This is a genomic window from Pseudophaeobacter sp. TrK17 (assembly GCF_042192375.1).
Classification (GTDB): domain Bacteria; phylum Pseudomonadota; class Alphaproteobacteria; order Rhodobacterales; family Rhodobacteraceae; genus Pseudophaeobacter.
The window spans coordinates 3,929,145-3,947,299 of the sequence record NZ_CP071700.1 but is presented as its reverse complement, the minus strand read 5'-3'; the positions used below and the strand labels follow the sequence as shown (position 1 = coordinate 3,947,299).

13 protein-coding genes are annotated in these 18,155 nt (G+C 60.0%); 6 read left to right on the top strand and 7 right to left on the bottom strand.

Annotated features, from left to right (window positions below):
• Positions 1-95 precede the first annotated feature (95 nt).
• From gcvP to JZI28_RS18745, 3 genes are all read left to right on the top strand, one after another.
• Complete coding sequence (gene gcvP, locus JZI28_RS18755) at positions 96-2,954, top strand: aminomethyl-transferring glycine dehydrogenase (RefSeq protein ID WP_375698573.1); 2,859 nt, start codon at positions 96-98, stop codon at positions 2,952-2,954.
• A gap of 247 nt (positions 2,955-3,201) precedes the next feature.
• On the top strand, positions 3,202-5,508 hold the full coding sequence (locus JZI28_RS18750) for a heavy metal translocating P-type ATPase (protein ID WP_375698572.1): 2,307 nt from the start codon (positions 3,202-3,204) through the stop codon (positions 5,506-5,508).
• 1 nt (position 5,509) lies between these two features.
• Positions 5,510-5,968, top strand: coding sequence for a helix-turn-helix domain-containing protein (locus JZI28_RS18745; RefSeq protein WP_295446548.1), 459 nt, complete (start codon positions 5,510-5,512; stop codon positions 5,966-5,968).
• Positions 5,969-6,018: 50 nt separating this feature from the next.
• On the opposite strand, the gene JZI28_RS18740 is transcribed toward JZI28_RS18745, so the two are convergent.
• A complete protein-coding gene (locus tag JZI28_RS18740) occupies positions 6,019-6,939 on the bottom strand; it encodes a PAS domain S-box protein (RefSeq protein WP_375698571.1) in 921 nt (306 codons plus the stop codon).
• A gap of 297 nt (positions 6,940-7,236) precedes the next feature.
• Positions 7,237-8,148 carry a rhodanese-related sulfurtransferase gene (locus JZI28_RS18735; protein ID WP_375698570.1) on the bottom strand — a complete coding sequence of 304 codons (912 nt, stop codon included), beginning with the start codon at positions 8,146-8,148 and terminating at the stop codon, positions 7,237-7,239.
• A 165-nt stretch (positions 8,149-8,313) separates the two neighbouring features.
• Here JZI28_RS18735 and pncA point away from each other — a divergent pair, with 165 nt between their 5' ends.
• The 3 genes from pncA to pncB all read left to right on the top strand — a co-directional run bounded on the left by pncA (position 8,314) and on the right by pncB (position 12,704).
• Entirely contained in the window at positions 8,314-8,913 is a 600-nt protein-coding gene (gene pncA, locus JZI28_RS18730) for a bifunctional nicotinamidase/pyrazinamidase (protein ID WP_375698569.1), read from the top strand.
• Positions 8,914-9,018: 105 nt separating this feature from the next.
• The gene (locus JZI28_RS18725; RefSeq protein ID WP_375698568.1) at positions 9,019-11,295 is read left to right on the top strand and encodes an ATP-binding protein; all 2,277 of its coding nucleotides are present in this window, start codon (positions 9,019-9,021) and stop codon (positions 11,293-11,295) included.
• Positions 11,296-11,414: 119 nt separating this feature from the next.
• The gene (gene pncB / locus JZI28_RS18720) at positions 11,415-12,704 is read left to right on the top strand and encodes a nicotinate phosphoribosyltransferase (RefSeq protein ID WP_375698567.1); all 1,290 of its coding nucleotides are present in this window, start codon (positions 11,415-11,417) and stop codon (positions 12,702-12,704) included.
• A 132-nt stretch (positions 12,705-12,836) separates the two neighbouring features.
• On the opposite strand, the gene JZI28_RS18715 is transcribed toward pncB, so the two are convergent.
• From JZI28_RS18715 to JZI28_RS18695, 5 genes are read right to left on the bottom strand one after another with little or no spacing between them, the layout of a single operon-like run.
• Entirely contained in the window at positions 12,837-14,309 is a 1,473-nt protein-coding gene (locus JZI28_RS18715) for an aldehyde dehydrogenase family protein (RefSeq protein ID WP_295446589.1), read from the bottom strand.
• A 22-nt stretch (positions 14,310-14,331) separates the two neighbouring features.
• Positions 14,332-14,805, bottom strand: coding sequence for a GNAT family N-acetyltransferase (locus JZI28_RS18710; RefSeq protein WP_375700125.1), 474 nt, complete (start codon positions 14,803-14,805; stop codon positions 14,332-14,334).
• The gene (locus tag JZI28_RS18705; protein ID WP_375698566.1) at positions 14,802-16,394 is read right to left on the bottom strand and encodes an ABC transporter ATP-binding protein; all 1,593 of its coding nucleotides are present in this window, start codon (positions 16,392-16,394) and stop codon (positions 14,802-14,804) included. The genes JZI28_RS18710 and JZI28_RS18705 overlap by 4 nt, the downstream gene beginning before the upstream one ends.
• Complete coding sequence (locus JZI28_RS18700) at positions 16,394-17,206, bottom strand: ABC transporter permease (RefSeq protein ID WP_295446533.1); 813 nt, start codon at positions 17,204-17,206, stop codon at positions 16,394-16,396. The genes JZI28_RS18705 and JZI28_RS18700 overlap by 1 nt, the downstream gene beginning before the upstream one ends.
• On the bottom strand, positions 17,203-18,150 hold the full coding sequence (locus tag JZI28_RS18695; protein WP_349387281.1) for an ABC transporter permease: 948 nt from the start codon (positions 18,148-18,150) through the stop codon (positions 17,203-17,205). Before JZI28_RS18695 ends, JZI28_RS18700 begins: the two co-directional genes overlap by 4 nt.
• Positions 18,151-18,155 lie beyond the last annotated feature (5 nt).

Sequence of the window (18,155 nt, the reverse complement as noted above, 5' to 3'; positions counted from 1 at the left end):
TGGTCTGGCCCCGCTGTTTCACCTTTCTCCAAATATCTCTGCCGGAGGCTCCAACAGCTCAGGTTGGATGCCCCCTCTCCATAGGAGCGCTGCACATGGCCTTTAAACTGACCGACTACGAAGCCTATGATTTTGCCAACCGCCGCCACATCGGCCCCTCTCCCACGGAGATGGCCGAGATGCTCAAGGTGATTGGCTTCAAAACCCTGGATGATCTGATCGACGCCACCGTGCCCGAAGCCATTCGTCAGCAAGAGCCGCTGGACTGGGGGCCGGCGATGACCGAGCGCGACGCGCTCTATCACATGAAAGAAGTGGCCGGACAGAACAAGGTGCTGACCTCACTGATCGGGCAGGGCTACTATGGCACCTCAACCCCGGCGCCGATCCTGCGCAACATCCTGGAAAACCCCGCCTGGTACACTGCCTATACGCCCTACCAGCCCGAGATCTCCCAGGGGCGTCTTGAGGCGCTGTTGAACTACCAGACCATGGTCAGCGATCTCACCGGCATGGATATCGCCAATGCCTCATTGCTGGACGAGGCCACAGCGGCAGCCGAGGCCATGGCCATGGCGCATCGCGGTGCCCGGTCCAAAGCCAATAACGCCGCCTTCTTTGTCGATCAGAATTGCCACGCGCAGACCATCGCGGTGATCCAGACCCGCGCCGCGCCCCTGGGCATCGACGTGGTGGTTGCCGACCCGGATGAGCTGGACCCCGGTGCGGTCTTTGGCGCCATCTTCCAATATCCCGGCACCTATGGCCATGTGCGCGATTTTACCGATGAAATCAAAGCGCTGCATGACCACAAAGGCATCGCCGTTGTCGCCGCCGATATCCTTTCGCTGGCGCTGCTGAAATCCCCCGGTGAAATGGGCGCGGATATCGCTATCGGCTCCACCCAGCGCTTTGGTGTCCCCATGGGCTATGGCGGCCCCCACGCCGCCTATATGGCCACCACCGATAAGCTCAAGCGCGCCATGCCGGGGCGCATCATCGGTGTGTCGATCGACAGCCGTGGCAACAAGGCCTACCGTCTGGCGCTGCAAACCCGCGAACAGCACATCCGCCGTGAAAAGGCCAACTCCAACGTCTGTACGGCGCAGGCGCTGCTGGCGGTCATGGCCTCGATGTATGCGGTTTATCACGGCCCCGATGGCATCAAGGCGATTGCCCAGTCGGTGCACCGCAAGACCTCGCGTCTGGCTGCCGGCCTGGAAGAGCACGGCTTCAAGGTTGAGCCCGAAGTCTTCTTTGATACCATCACCGTTGAGGTCGGCCCGCTGCAACAGACCGTCATGGAGGCTGCCGTTGCCCGTGGTATCAACCTGCGCAAGGTTGGCGAAACCAAGGTGGGCATCAGCCTGGACGAACAGACCCGCAAGGAAACCATCGAGGCGGTCTGGGGTGCTTTTGGCATTGACCGCGAGGATGACAGTTCGAACAAACAGTATCGTTTGCCGGACTATGCACTGCGCGAAAGCGCCTATCTGACCCACCCGATCTTTCACAAGAACCGGGCCGAGGCAGAGATCACCCGCTATATGCGCCGCCTGGCGGACCGTGATCTGGCTTTGGACCGTTCGATGATCCCGCTGGGCTCTTGCACCATGAAGCTGAACGCCACGGTTGAGATGATCCCGGTCACCTGGCCCGAGTTTGGCAACCTGCACCCTTTCTGCCCCCAAGAGCAGGCGATGGGCTATCATGCGATGATTGAGGATCTGAACGACAAGCTCTGCCAGATCACCGGCTATGACGCGATTTCCCAGCAGCCCAACTCGGGCGCCCAGGGGGAATATGCCGGGCTGCTAACCATCCGCAATTACCATGCCGCGCGGGGAGAGGCCCATCGCAAGGTCTGCCTGATCCCGACCTCGGCCCATGGCACCAACCCGGCCTCGGCGCAGATGGTGGGCTATAAGGTGGTGCCCGTGGTGGCGGACGATCACGGCAATATTGATGTGGCTGACTTCCGCGCCAAAGCGGAAAAGCACAGCGATAACCTGGCAGCCTGCATGATCACCTATCCCTCCACCCACGGCGTGTTTGAGGACACCGTGCAGGAGGTCTGCGAGATCACCCATGAGCACGGCGGCCAGGTCTATATTGATGGCGCCAATATGAACGCCATGGTGGGGCTGGCCCAGCCCGGCAAGATTGGTGGTGATGTCAGTCACCTGAATCTGCACAAAACCTTTTGCATTCCCCATGGCGGCGGCGGTCCCGGCATGGGCCCTATCGGTGTCAAATCCCACCTGACAGACCATCTGCCCGGTCACCCCGAGTATGGCTCTGCCGTTGGGCCGGTCTCGGCTGCGCCTTTTGGCTCGCCCTCGATCCTGCCGGTGTCCTGGGCCTATATCCTGTTGATGGGCGGCGCCGGTCTGACCCAGGCCACCAAGGTGGCGATCCTCAACGCCAACTACATCGCCGCCCGGCTCAAAGACGCCTATGGCATCCTCTATACCTCGGCGACGGGGCGTGTGGCCCATGAGTGCATTCTGGACACCCGTGCGTTGAATGACGAGGGGGGCGTCACTGTGGATGACGTGGCCAAGCGTCTGGTGGATTCGGGCTTTCACGCCCCCACCATGAGCTGGCCTGTGGCTGGCACCCTGATGGTGGAGCCCACCGAGTCCGAGCCCAAGGATGAGCTGGACCGGTTCTGCGATGCCATGCTGTCGATCCGGGCAGAGGCGCAGGATGTCATCGACGGCAAGATCGACCCGCAGAACAACCCACTGAAAAACGCGCCGCACACGGTGCGCGATCTGGTGGGGGACTGGGATCGTCCCTACAGCCGCGAAGCCGCCTGCTTCCCTCCGGGGTCGCTGGGGGTCGACAAATACTGGTCGCCGGTAAACCGGGTGGATAACGCTTACGGGGATCGCAACCTGATCTGCACCTGCCCGCCGATGTCGGATTACGACGAAAGCGGTGACAGCTGACCCCAGCCCGATTGGTGCTGCCCCCTGTCTCATCTTGGGGCAGCCGCCCACCCCTTCCTGCTTTTTGGCTGCAAAAGGACCCAACACTAAGGTCTTGAGCCGCTTTGCAAAGGCGGGTCAGGCTGCAGCTACCATCAGGGTCAAAGTCTCGGCACATCCTGTGGCCAAAGTTTTTTAAGAAATCTCTTGAACCTCTAGTCACTGTAGGTCCTATCTAGGGCAGGTCTTTGCAAACTAAGAGGCCCCAATGCCCGAGGATAGCTGCTGTAGCTCCGTCAATCCGAGCCCTACCAACGCCAAAGCCCATGCCCATGCCCATGCCCATGCGGCTGAACCCGCGGGTTGTTGTGGCAGTGGGACTGTGGCTCCGCCGGATGCCGCAGAGCTAACGGCTGGGCGCAGTTTTCGCGTCAATGGTCTGTGCTGCGCCGAAGAGGTTGCGAGCCTAAATCGCGCCTTAGGCCCTGTGGTGGGCGGCGCTGACCATCTGGGCTTTGATGTGCTGAACGGGCGCATGACCTTGCTGTCCTCAGCAGTGCAAATCCCCGATGAACAGGTGCTGAGCCTGGTTGCCACCACCGGCATGAGCGCCAAGCCCTGGGACGCCAAAAGCGCCGACGCGGATCAGGCGGCCCATCTGCGCCGCCAAAAGCGTTTTACCGCCGCCAGCGCGCTGTTCTGGAGCGGCGGTCTGGCCTGGCATGTGGCCCATTCGGGAGCCGCAGGTCTGGGGCAGCTGTTTGCCGGTCACGGCGATGTACCGGTGCCTTTGGGCGAGCTGGGTTTGTTTCTGGTCGCGGTGGCGCTGGGGGTCTGGCTGGTGCTGCCAAAGGCCTGGTATGCGCTGCGCAACCTTTCCCCTGATATGAACCTGCTGATGGTGGTGGCCGTGGCCGGCGCCATCAGCCTGGGCGAATATTTCGAAGCGGCAACGGTGGCGTTTTTCTTTGCCCTGTCACTGACGCTGGAATCCTGGAGCGTCGGGCGGGCGCGCAACGCGGTGTCAGCCCTGCTTAATTTGGCACCCGCCACAGCGCGGGTGATCCACGAGGATGGCCGCGAGGTTGAAATGCCCGCCGGTGAGGTGCAGATCGGCCAGCACTTTGTTCTGCGTGGCGGCGACCGTATCCCGATGGATGGGCGGGTGATTGCAGGGGCAGGTGCTGTAGATCAGGCCCCCATTACTGGGGAAAGCGCCCTGGTTGCCAAAGAACCCGGCGATGAGGTCTATGCAGGCACGCTGAATGGCGACGGCAGCCTGACCGTGCAAGCAACCAAACTGGCCAGCGATACAGTGCTGGCCAAGATCACCCGCATGGTCGGCGACGCCCATGCCCGCCGCGCCCCGGTGGAACAATGGGTGGCAAAGTTCGCCCGTATCTATACCCCGTCAGTTCTGGCCCTGGCCATTGCTCTGGCCTGCCTCCCGCCGTTGCTGGCGGGCGGGGATTGGGGCTTTTGGGTCTATAATGCGCTGGTGTTGCTGGTGATCGCCTGCCCCTGTGCCCTGGTGATTTCGACACCGGTGTCGATTGTGGCCGCCCTTGCAGCGGCGGCCCGCGCCGGGGTGCTGATCAAAGGCGGCGCCTATATCGAGGCCCCGGGCAAGCTGCAGGCCATTGCGCTGGATAAGACCGGCACATTGACCGAAGGCCGCCCCGAAGTCGCCGGGATCCACCCCCTCGGCAGCGCCAGTCAAACCGAGGTGTTGCAGGCCGCAGCTGCGCTGGAGGCGCGGGCCTCGCATCCGCTGGCGCTGGCCATCCTGGCCGAGGCAACACGCCAGGATCTGGCCTATGTGGCCGCCACCGACAGCCGTACCATACCCGGGCGCGGGGTGGAGGGCCGACAGGGAGAGCTGGCGATCTGGCTCGGCTCCCCTCGGTTTGCGACGGAAAAGGGTTTTGGCACCGCGCTGCCCGCCGCCCAGATGGCCGAGATCGAGGCCGAGGGAGCGACGCTTGTGGTGGTGGGGGATGCCAGCGGGCCAATAGGGCTGATTGCCCTGCGTGATCGGCTGCGTCCGGGGGCGCGTGACACCATCGCGGCCCTGCATGAACTGGGGGTCAAACAGGTTGTTATGCTTACGGGCGACAATGCCGCCGCCGCTGGCGCCGTTGCACAAGCCACTGGGATAGATCAGGTGCATGCCGGGTTGCTGCCCGCAGATAAGCTTGCCGAGGTCGAGCGGCTCACCGAACGCTATGATATGGTGGCGATGATGGGCGATGGGGTGAATGATGCCCCGGCGATGGCACGGGCGCATTTTGCCGTGGCAATGGGGGCTGTGGGCTCTGATGCGGCGATTGAAACCGCTGATATCGCCCTGATGAGCGACGACATCAGCCGCTTGCCCTGGTTGATCGCCCATTCGCGCCGGACCATGGCGGTGATCCATCAGAACATCGGGCTGTCGCTTGTGACCAAGCTGGGGTTTGCCCTGGCAACCGCCTTTGGTCTGGCCTCTATGTGGGGGGCAATTGCTGCGGATGTGGGGGTTTCCCTGCTGGTGGTGGGGAACGCGCTGCGGCTGTTGAAGGGAAAGGAGAGTTAAGATGCTGACCATTGGAACCCTGGCCAAACGCACTGGCACCAAGGTGCAGACCATTCGCTACTATGAGACCATCGGCCTGATGCCGGAACCCGAGCGCACCGAAGGCGGCCAGCGGCGCTATGGCCAGGCCGAGCTGGACCGGCTGGGCTTTGTCCGTCATGGGCGGCAGTTGGGGTTTTCGCTAGAGGCCATACGTGAGTTGCTGGATCTGGCGGACAATCCGGCGCAGTCCTGTGCCGATGCGGACTCCATTGCCCAGCGACAGTTGAAACAGGTGGAGGACCGCATCGCCCGGCTGCAGGCGCTGCAGATCGAGCTGAAGCGGATGATCAGCGACTGCGGCCATCATTCGGTGGCGGAATGCCGGGTGTTGGAGGTGCTGCGAGATCACACAGAGTGCCTGACAGATCATGAACACACGGGCCAGGATCACAGAGGTCACGACCCCATTGGCACCTGACCGGGCAGGGCAGGTTCTGTACAGGCCCGGCCTCAGCCGTGTGCCCGATCCTATGTCAGTGTGGTGGTTTCCGTTGGCAGCTGGTTGGTGGCTTTTTCAAAATTCAACTGTTGCCCGACCCAGGCTGCAAACATCTTGATCACTTCCAGATCGCCTGCTTCAAACGGATGGCGCTCTTCGGGGGAGGTGAAGTTCAAGGTGCCAAAAATCTCTCCGTCGACAATCAGCGGCACGCCAATATAGGTCTCCAACAGGAAGAGATCATAGCAGGGATGCGTGCCAAACTGCGACTGTTTGGCCGTGTGACAGGCCAGGGGGCCGCCGCTGTTCAACATTTCAGAACAATAAGTATCGCCCAGCGGGAAGACTGTGCCCCGTGGAATATCTACCAGATCCGAATAGCTGTAGAGGATGGTATAACGCTCCCCCTGCACCCAGCTGACCAGGGCCGAGTCGGTTTTAAAATGAGCGCAGCCAAGTTTCAAAATGGCCAGGATCTTGCCGGATTGATCCAGGGCTTGATCCGTGGAAATGTCAAACAACCTTTGCAAGAGATCTTCGATCGCACGGGTCTGGGAGATATCCCTGATAATGGCAAACAGGCCCATGACCCGGCCCTCTTTGTCGCGGATGGGGCCGCCAGTGGTGCGGGTCAGAAAACTGGTGCCGTCCTTGCGCTTGTAGCGCATTTCGTAGTTGTGATCGAGATCTTCAACCGCAACCGAAAACCCGGCGCTGCGTTGTTTTTCATAGCTCTGGGGGGCGGCATAAAGCTGTTCGGCGCTTTGCCCGATCAATTCTTGCTGGCTATATCCAAATAGGGTCTGAAAGGCAGTATTGTACCATGTAATCCGTTGGGTTTCGTCCGCGATGATCACTGCATCTGGCAGGTCTCGAAACAGATCGGGAATACGAATGTCGCCGATTGAGACGTCTTTTGTCGGAGGTGCGGGAGGCTCATTACTCGGCATCCTGTCTAGGCTCATACTGTCGTTCGCTTTATTTTTGCGCGCGCCTCTCGCCTTTGCTACCGCGTAACCGCCCCAGCCTGTTGCGGCCGCCGGGCGTTGAGATATCAGAGAAACGCAACGGGAAATCTGTTAGTTAAAGTCAGGCTTGGACAGATCTGTGCAGTGTGGAAAGTGAACAAATGATGCTCATACCGCACAGGGTGAACTTGCTTTGACTATGATCAAAATTTGGTGGGCGTTCAGTAGGGGGCCTCTAATTTCAATATTTTAATTTTCAATTGTTGAGCTGAGAACTTTTTAGACGCTGCGCCCGCCGTGATGGGCTTCCCCGCGTTCACGGGCGAGACGCATCTGCTTTTGCCGCTCGCGGAACCGGGCCTTGTCTGCCTCAGTGGTCTCATCAATGCACTGATAGCAAGAGACCCCCATTTCAAATGACGGCAATGTCTTATCCCTGGGCAGGATGGGGCGGCGACAGCCGTGGCACAGCTCATGTGGGCCTTCGACCAACCCGTGGCCAACCGATACCCGGTTGTCAAAGACAAAACATTCGCCTTGCCAGCTGCTGTCTTCGGGGGGCATTTCCTCCAGGTAGCGCAGAATGCCACCTTTGAGGTGATAGACATCCTCGACACCCTGGCTCAGCAGGTAGTTTGTTGATTTCTCGCAGCGAATGCCACCGGTGCAAAACATCGCCACGCGTTTGTTGTGAAACCGGTCCTTGTTGGCCTGCCACCAGGCGGGGAAGTCGCGAAAGCTGGCGGTTTCCGGGTCGATAGCGCCCTCAAAAGTGCCAATCTGCACCTCATAGTCGTTGCGGGTATCGATGACCGCCACATCTTCGGCGCGGATCAGGTCGTTCCAGTCTTCGGGTTCAACATAATGGCCAACACTGGCTTTGGGATCGACATCGGGCTGCCCCATGGTGACGATCTCTTTTTTCAGGCGGACCTTGATCTTGCCAAAAGGTGGCTGCTCGCTAAAGGCCTCTTTCCAGGAGAGATCCGCGCAGCCCGGCAGCGTTGTGATATGGTTGAGCACCGCTTCGATCCCGGCTTCAGGGCCTGCAATAGTGCCATTGATACCCTCCTGTGCCAGCAGCAAGGACCCCGTCACCGCGTGGTGCAGACAAAGCTCCAGCAGTGCAGGTTTGAGAGCGGCAGGATCGGTGAAACGGGTGAAGTGATAAAGGGCAGCGATTTTATACATGATGCGCCCTTAGAACTCTGCGCTGCATTTTTCAAGAAAAACAAAAAAAGGCGGGCTGTTTTGCCGCCGGATCGCGCCCTTTCCCTCTGCATCAAGGTGACGTATTTCCTGTGTGACAATAGACGTCTAGGTAGGTTGATAGAACAAACGCTCGGAGGAACAGATATGACGCAGGCCCTGATCGTAATTGATGTCCAGAACGATTTTTGTCCAGGTGGCGCGCTTGCGGTCCCCGGAGGCGATGAAGTGGTGGCGCCGATCAATGCTATGATGGGGAATTTCGACACTGTGATCCTGACCCAGGACTGGCACCCGGCGGGGCATTCCTCCTTTGCCAGCTCGCACTCTGGCATGTCGCCGTTTGAGAGCGTCGGGATGAGCTATGGGCCGCAGGTTTTGTGGCCGGATCACTGTGTTCAGGGCAGCGCCGGAGCCGAATTTCACCCGGATCTGGATGTGAGCGGCGATCTGATCATCCGCAAGGGGTTTCGCCCCCTGATCGACAGCTATTCCGGGTTCTTTGAAAATGATCAAAAGACCCCCACGGGGTTGGACGGGTATCTGCGCTCTCGCGGGGTGTCGGAGCTGACCTTTGTTGGGCTGGCGACCGATTTCTGCGTTGCGTTTTCGGCCCTGGATGCCGTCAAACTGGGCTTTAAGGTCCATGTCAATCTCACCGCATGCCGGGGAATAGACCTGGAGGGGTCACTGGCGAAGTCTTTGGCAGAGATGCGGGCCGCTGGGGTGCAATTACAACAGGTTTGAAGACCGAAACATAGTTCGCCGTCATTTTTCTTGCTACTGGTCTTTAGGAGTTTGAAAGAGTGGGGAGGCTATATTTGGCTGATTGCGCGGAGGCAACAGCACAGAATGACGACCCAAGGAAAGTCAGGCGGAAAAGAGTCTCGTATCAGCTCTCTGGCCCAACACCACGACCGATATAGCGAAGATGGTCTGTTTCTACGCTATGTGCGTGGCCAGGTGCGGGTGTTCTGGCCGCGTCTAGCGTTTATTTCTTTGATTTCTCTGGCGCTGGCGGGGCTTGCCTCACCGATCGTCGGGGTGATGTCTATTTTGATCGCGGGCACCGCTGAACTGATAGATAGCATGTTCATGCGCTATGCCTACCGACAGCTCCAGGCCGGGGTTCCGAGTCGCGGCCTGCGTCGTATCAGCGCCGTTACAGGCCTGCTGCATGGTTTTGGCATGTTTCTCGGCGCGGCGAGCCCCTATTGGGTGGGGGCCCTGTTCAGCCAGAACCAGGCAGTCGAAATCGACCCGTTTTTTGCAATTTGTGTCTTGGCGGGGGCGGCGCTAAATGCGGGTTTGCTCATGCCCTACAACCTGCCGGCAGCGATCGCCCGGCTGAGTGTCTATACTATAGCGCCCCTTGTTTTGCTGCTGAGCAGCGACAGCGTTCTCAATCAGATGGAACTTCACCTGCGTCTTGGCGGGTTGGCGATCCTTGACGGGACGCTGTTTTGGTATCTGCATTTTGTCAACCGCAGCTTTGCGCGCACCCGCAGCATGTTGTTGACCCAGGCCTTGCAGCAGCAGGAGCTGGAGGGCGCCTATCAACGCTTGCTGGAGCAGCAGGTCGAGGCGAAGCGGCTGGCCTTGGTGGCACGCCATGCAAATGACAGCGTTCTTCTCATAGATGAAAACAACAAGGTAAAATGGGTGAACGAGGCCTTCACCCGGCTGACGGGATACGGCTTTGATGAAATTCTGGACCGAGAGCCTGGTGACTTGCTGAACCATCCAGACACCGATCCAGACGCGCTTGATCAAATCCTCGAGGGGCGGCGCAAGGCGCAACCCTTTAGGATGGAGATTCTGAACCGCCACAAGGATGGGCGGGATATCTGGCTGGAAACCAACCAGGTTCCCATACGGGGCGAGCAGGGTGGAGAGATGTCCTACATCGCCATCGAGCGTGACATAACAGCAGCCAAACAAAACGCCCAGCAGCTCGAAGAAGCCCGCCAGGCAGCCGAAGAAGGGAGCCGTGCCAAATCGGATTTCCTGGCCACCATGAGCCACGAAATCCGCACCCCGATGAATGGGGTCATTGGTATGGCACAGCTGCTGGAAGAAACCGATCTGGATACCGATCAAAAGCTCTATGCCAACACGATTCTCAGCTCAGCCAAAACCTTGTTGGCACTGATCAACGACATCTTGGATCTGTCAAAGCTGGACGCAGGGCAGATTTCGATCAACCCCTGTGATTTTGACCTGCACCAATGCATTGACGAGACAATTCGATTGCTGCGTACCCAGGCCGAAGCCAAGGGGCTGACCCTGGATGTTGAGCGCGATGTCGATTTACCCCGCTACCTCAATGGCGACGATCACCGGCTGCGCCAAATTTTGAATAATCTGGTGGGCAATGCGATCAAGTTCACTGAACAGGGCCGGGTCAAGGTCACGGTCGAAGCAGAGCCAACATCCGGCGGTGGGGTATTGCTGAACTGTTCAATTATTGACACCGGCATCGGCATCCCAAAAGAAATGCTTACGGGCATTTTTGAGCGTTTCTCGCAGGCTGATGCGGCCATCAGTCGCCGTTTTGGCGGCTCAGGGCTTGGCCTGGCCATCTCCAGGCGCCTGGCCGAGGCCATGGATGGGCGCATCACCGTAACCTCGGAAATCGGGACCGGATCATGTTTCACCCTGGCCCTGCCTTTTGCCCTGGCCAGCGCTGCGGACATCACAGTGGCGCCAGTGCCAGAGCGGACAGGGGACACTGATGGGTTGTCTGGGCTGCGGGTGCTGGTGGCCGAAGACAACCGAGTCAACCGGTTGTTGATTCAGAAGTTCCTGAAACAGACAGATCTGGAGCTGGAGTTTGCCCATGATGGCGCTGAGGCGGTAGACAAGGTCAAATCGTTCGAGCCGGATATCATCCTGATGGATGTTAGCATGCCGGTCATGGACGGATTGGAGGCGACGCGGATCATTCGCTCTTGGGGGCAGCCGCAACCAGCGATCATCGCCTTGACCGCAAATGCATTTGATACCGATCGTGAGGTCTGTCTGGCCGCTGGCATGAATGAATTCGTCACCAAGCCGATTTCCAGAACCCAGCTTTTGGAGGTTCTGGCCAGCTTTGCGCAAGCCCACCGGGTGCAAATGACAGGGTGACGGCGACTGGCTGACCAGGCGTGGGGGATCGTCACCGGAAACCCTTGAGGCCGGCCTTGCCTTGCTCTGGCTTGCTGCCTGTCCTATCAAGTCGTGACCCAACTTGCATGAGGCCGCCGGTGGATATCGCAACCCGCGTTTACAATCACAAATGGAAGATCGACCCGATCATCCGTTCCTTGATTGATACAGATTTTTACAAACTGCTGATGTGTCAGTCAGTCTTTCGCAATAAACCGCAGACCGAGGTGACATTCTCGTTGATCAACCGATCAACCTCGGTGCCGCTGGCGCATCTGATCGACGAGGGAGAGCTGCGCGAGCAGTTGGATCATATCCGTTCTTTGTCGCTGTCTCGTGGCGAAAGCACCTGGCTGCGCGGCAATACCTTTTATGGCAAGCGCCAGATGTTTCGCCCGGACTTTATGGAGTGGTTCGAAAACCTGCGCCTGCCCGCCTATCATCTGGAACGCGTCGGTGATCAGTATGAGCTGACCTTTGAAGGAAAATGGCACGAGGTCATGCTCTGGGAGATTTCAGCCCTGGCGGTGCTGATGGAGCTGCGCTCGCGGGCGGTTCTGAATGACATGGGCCGGTTTGAACTGCAGGTGCTTTATGCCCGCGCCATGACGCGGGTCTGGGAAAAAATCGAACAGCTGCGCGATATCGACGGGTTGAGCATTGCCGATTTTGGCACCCGCCGCCGCCATGGATTCCTCTGGCAGGACTGGTGCGTGCAGGCGATGCGCGAAGGGCTGGGAAGCAAATTCACCGGCACCTCGAACTGTCTGATCGCCATGCGGCGCGAGGTCGAAGCCATTGGCACCAATGCCCATGAGCTGCCGATGGTCTATTCGGCTTTGGCAGCGGATGATGCAGCTTTGGCCCGTGCGCCCTATGATGTGTTGTCAGACTGGCATGAGGAACATGACGGCAATCTGCGCATCATCCTGCCCGATACCTATGGCACACAGGGGTTTCTGGATCACGCGCCAGACTGGCTGGCGGGCTGGACCGGGATCCGTATCGACAGCGGTGATCCAGCCGCATGGGCGGAGGTGGCGATCAAATGGTGGCAGGAGCGCGGTGAAGATCCGCTGCAAAAGCGGGTGATTTTCTCGGATGGGTTGGACGTCGATAAAATCGCCGAGCTGCACGGGAAATTTGCCGGACGGACCAAGGTCTCTTTTGGTTGGGGCACCCTGCTGACCAATGATTTTCGCGGTCTGGTCCCCGATGATGGGTTGGCCCCCTTCTCGCTGGTGTGCAAAGCGATCTCCGCGAATGGCAAGCCAACAGTAAAACTATCGGATAACCCGGAAAAAGCCATGGGGCCGGCGGATGAAATCGCCCGCTATAAACGCGTGTTTGGGATTGGAGAACAGGACCATATCGACGTGATCGTCTAGTCGCCCTGTATTGAGTGGTGTTCACCGTGCTTGCGCGCGGTGATGTCTCAGGCGGGAATTGTTGGGAGAAGGTGAAAGCGGCGGATTGCTCATTCCTTCTCCCAAACGTGTGATACTGGCTTGGTTTAGGGGTCAGCCGTGATGGGCCGCCACTGTTTTCAGCTGGGAAAACCCATAAAGCGCCTCAAAGCCTTTTTCGCGGCCGTGGCCGGATTTTCCAACGCCACCAAAGGGCAGTTCAGCACCGCCGCCAGCGCCGTAGTTGTTCAGAAATACCTGACCGGCCCGCAGCTTCTTGGCCAGACGCATCTGCCGCGCCCCATCACGGGTCCAGACGCTGGCAACCAGGCCAAACTCGGTGCCATTGGCAATTTCCAGGGCCTCTTCTTCGGTATCAAAGGGGATCAGGACCTGAACCGGGCCAAAGATCTCCTGCTGTGCCAGCGCATGGTCCGCAGGGACATCGGCAAAAAGCGTCGGTCGCACATAGGCACCCGTTGCGGGGGCACTGTCCACAATCTGCCCCTGTCCGGCAATTTCAAGATCAGCACCCTTGGCAAGAAAGCCTTCGACAATGTCTTTTTGCCGGTTCGAGATCAGTGGCCCAAGCCGCAGGTCGTCAGCAGCCGGGCCTACGGTCAGGTCGCCATAGGCGGCGGACATGCGCGCCTTGACTGTGTCATAGACCCCCCGTTGAACCAGAATACGCGAGGAGGCAGAGCAGGTCTGGCCGCCGTTCTGAATGCCGGCATTGACCAGAAACGGCAGGGCGGCGTCCAGATCGGCATCGTCAAACACCAGTTGCGGTGACTTGCCGCCCAACTCCAAGGTCACTGGCACCACGTTCTTGCCTGCGGCCTGTTGCACCAGCGCCCCCGTGGCCACCGACCCAGTAAAGGAGATGTGATGCACCTGTGGATGGGCGGTCAATGCCGCGCCGGCTTCGGCACCGATGCCCGGAACCACATTCAGCGCCCCGGCGGGCAGACCGGCCTCCTGGGCGATATGGGCAAAGGCAAGCGCTGTCAGGCAGGCCTCCTCGGCGGGTTTCAGCACGCAGGCATTGCCCATGGTCAGGGCGGCGCCAACCGAGCGACCTATAATTTGCATCGGATAGTTCCAGGGCACGATATGGCCCGTCACCCCATGGGGTTCGCGCAGGGTGTAAACCGTGTACCCGTCCAGATAGGGAATGGTCTCGCCATGCACCTTATCGGCGGCACCACCGTAGAATTCGCAATAGCGCGCCAGCGCCACGGCATCGGCGCGCGCCTGTGTCAGGGGCTTGCCAACGTCGCGCACTTCCAGCGCGGCCAGGTCATCGACCCGCTCCAGCACCAGTTGGCCAATACGGGTCAGGATGCGGCCCCGCTCCAGCGCGGTCATCCGGCCCCAGTCGCCCGCCAGCGCGGCCTCGGCTGCGGCAACGGCGGCATCAATATCAGCGGCCCCGCCTCGGGCGATCTGGCACAGGTTCGACCCATCCGAAGGATCCACCAGCGCCAGCGTTTCGCCAGAGCAGGCAGGCGTCCAGACGCCACCAATCAGGCAGAGACTTGGGTCGAACCAAATTGGGGTTGCATCAGCTGTTTTTGTGTCTGGCATAAGGGAGGCTGGGATCTGCGAGTTAGGCATTATTGGGTCCTGCAATATCAAATGTGTAGCTTTTGGTCTGATGTTCGGTGAAGGGCGCGCCGGTCTGCAGAGCGCTGAGGCCGGGCACCAGGCTAAGACAGGTGCCCCAAAAGGCAGCAGCCTGTGGGGAACCTTCTGAAATGCCCATGCGCCAGCGTCCGGGAAACTCCTGCAGGATCAGGCTGGCGGCCTCTTGCCCGTGGCCCTGACGGCGATACTGCGGCACTATCATGAACTCTGACAGCTCGCGGCGGTCATCCGGCAGGTTCAGCACCAGGGCAAACCCAATGCGAGCTGCGGCGTGATGCAGCCAAAAGGCAGTGACGTCCTTGCGGTTCAACATCTGCTCCGCCCGCTTGACCGGATCAATCGACGCGCCGGGCGCTACCTCGTGGAAATAGGGCGCCAGAACCGAGGCAAAGACTGTTTGCTCTCGGGGCAGGATCAAGGACAGTGAGGCCACTATGCCGCCCCCTGTGCGAGGTCTGGCAGCTGTGGCGCCGCGGCGATCAGCGCGCGGGTATAGGGGTGTTTGGGCTCGGCAAAGATTTCTTCGGTCGGGGCGGCCTCGACAATCTCGCCTTTCTGCATCACCAGACAGCGGTCGGTGATGGTGCGCACGACGCTCAGGTCATGGCTGATGAACAGATAGCTGAGGCCATAAGCCTCACAAAGCTCTGCCAGCAGATCCAGGATCTGCGCCCGCACCGAAACATCCAGTGCCGAGACGGCCTCATCAAACAAGATCAGCTCGGGACGGGTGATGAGCGCGCGGGCAATGGCGATGCGCTGGCGCTGGCCACCGGAGAACTGATGCACGTATTTTTGGGCATCTTCCGGCTGCAGCCCAACCGCGCGCAGGGTATCGGCAATGAGATCGCTGCGCGCCGAGCCTGTGGGCGGATCGGTCAGGGTGTAAAAGGGTTCGGTGATCAGCCGATCAACCCGGTGACGCGGGTTGAAACTGCCAAAGGGATCCTGAAACACCACCTGCATGCGGCGGCGGATTTCCGGATTCTGGGTGGTGGTGATCGCCATCCCATCCAGGCTGATTTCACCGCCCTGAAGCGGCTCTAGCCCCAAAATGGCCCGTGTTAGGGTCGATTTCCCACAGCCCGACTCGCCCACCAGCCCCAGGCGTTCCCCCCGGTAAAGGGTAAAGGAGACATCTTTGACGGCGCGAAAATACTCGGGCTTTGCAAACAGGCTTTTGCGGGGCAGCGGATAGTCCCGTACCGCGCCCTTGATCTCTAGCAGCGGGCTTGGCGCTGGGGGCTCTGGCAGGGTTACCTGATGGTTGGAGGCTGCAAACAACATCTTGGTGTAGGGATGCTGCATATTGTGCAAAAGCTCCTGGGTGGTGCCGGTTTCCACCACCTCCCCATGGCGCATGACCACGATGCGATCGGCCAGATCGGCCACCACCGCCAGGTCGTGGGTGATGATCATCAACCCCATGTCGAATTCCCGCACCAGGTCACGCAGCAGCTCCAGAATTTGCGCCTGAGTGGTGACATCCAGCGCCGTGGTGGGTTCATCGGCGATCAGCAGCTTGGGGCGCAGGGCAATGGCCATGGCGATGACCACCCGTTGCCTTTGCCCCCCCGACAGCTCGTGTGGGAAGCGGCCAAGCGGGAAGCGATCCGCCGGCAGGCCAACCCGGTCGAGCAATTCGCGGGCCCGGGCGCGGGCCTGATCCGGCGGCAGGGCCTTGTGAATCAGGATGGTTTCCATCACCTGGTCGCCGATGGTTTTGACCGGGTTCAGCGCCGTCATTGGTTCCTGAAACACCATGCCGATGCTGTGCCCCCGCAACCCGCACATCTGGGCCTCGCTCTGGCTTAGCAGGTTGGTGCCGGACAGGGTGATCTGACCCGAGGTGGTTGCAGTATCCGGCAGCAAGCCCATGACGGTAAAAGCGGTCAGGGATTTGCCAGAGCCGCTTTCGCCGGTGATGGCGACAATTTCGCCGGCCTGCACCGACAAGGAGACCTCTTTGAGGATCTTATGGGTGCCGATCCGCAGCGAAAGGTTGGAGATATCAAGCAAGGTCATCAGCGTGCCAGCCTCAGTTTGGGGTCCAGCCAGTCACGCAGGCCGTCTCCCATCAGGTTGAGCCCCAGCACGGTGATAACAATGGCGGAGCCGGGAATAAGGGCGAGGTGCGGGGCAAAGCTCACCATGGTTTGGGCATCCGCCAGCATCCGGCCCCAGCTGGGGGTGGGCGGTTGCGCGCCAAGCCCGACATAGGACAGGCCAGCCTCGGCCAGAATGCCAAGCGAGAACTGAATGGTGCCCTGCACGATCAGCAGGTTGGCGATATTGGGCAGGATATGTTCGCCGGAAATGCGTGCCGCCCCCTTGCCCGAGACCCGCGCGGCCAGGATGAACTCACGCTCCCACAGAGACAGGGCCGCGCCCCGGGTGATGCGGGCAAAGACCGGGATATTAAAGATGCCGATGGCGGCGATGGCATTGATGGCGCCGGCGCCAAAGATGGCGGTGATCAGGATGGCAATGACCAAGGACGGGAAGGCAAAGACCAGATCATTGGCCCGCATGATGATTTCATCCAGCCAGCTGCCCTTGTTGGCGGCGGCGGCCAGCCCCAGGGGCACGCCCAGCCCCATGCCGATGCCGACAGCGACCAGGGCCACGGCGATCGAGGTCCGCGCCCCGACCATGATCATCGAGAAGATGTCGCGCCCAAAGTGATCGGTGCCCAGCCAGTGGGTGCCATTGGGCTGTTGCAGCTTGGCCGGGATATCCATCGCCGTATGATCAAAGGGCGTCCAGATAAACGAGACCAAAGCCGCCAGTACCACGAGCGAAGAGAGCAGACAGCCCAGGAATAGATTACGGCTCATGTGCGGCTCCTCAGACGGGGGTCGACCAGCGCATAGGCTAGATCAACCAGAAAATTCACCGTGATCACGGCAAAGACCAGGATCATCACCACGGATTCCACCACGATCAGATCGCGTGAGGAAATTGCCTGAAACACCAGCCGCCCCAGACCCGGCAGGAAAAACACCTGTTCGATGATGATGGCGCCGGCCAGCAAAAAGGAAAACTGCAGCCCAATGATGGTCAGCACCGGGATCATCGCGTTGCGCAGGCCATGACGCCACAGCGCCTGCCGGCGGGTCAGGCCTTTGGCACGGGCGGTGCGCATGAAATCTTCGCCCAGGATATCCAACAGGGAAGAGCGCATGACGCGGGCCAGAATCGCCGCCTGCGGCAGCGCCAGGGCGATGGCGGGCAGGGTTAACGAGTGGATGGCGGCGCCAAAGCCTTTGTCCCAGCCAGCAAAGCCGCCGGCGCCAAACCAGCGCAGGTTGATGGCAAAGATCAGCACCAGGATCATGGCAAACCAGAAATTGGGCACCGCGACTCCCAGCTGAGTGGCCCCCATCACCGCCATGTCCCCGGCCTTGCCGCGACGAGCAGCGGCATAGATCCCGGCAGGAAAGGCGATCAGCGTCGACAGCGCCAGGGCATAAAGCGCCAGCGGCAGCGACACCCACAGGCGATCGGCAATCATCCCCGCAACGGGGGTGCGATAGGTATAGGACATGCCAAAGTCACCGCTCAGCAGCCCGCCCACCCAAGCGAGGTAGCGCTGCAGTTTGCTCTGGTCCAAACCCAGTTCGGTTCGCAGGGCGGCAACGGTTTCGGGCTCGGCATTGATGCCAAGCATAAAGGAGGCGGGGTCTCCTGGCGCAATTTCGATGACGAAAAAGATAACCAGCGAGGCGACTGCGAGGCTGATCACCAGCGACAGGCCGCGTTTCAAAGCATAACGAATCATAGGGG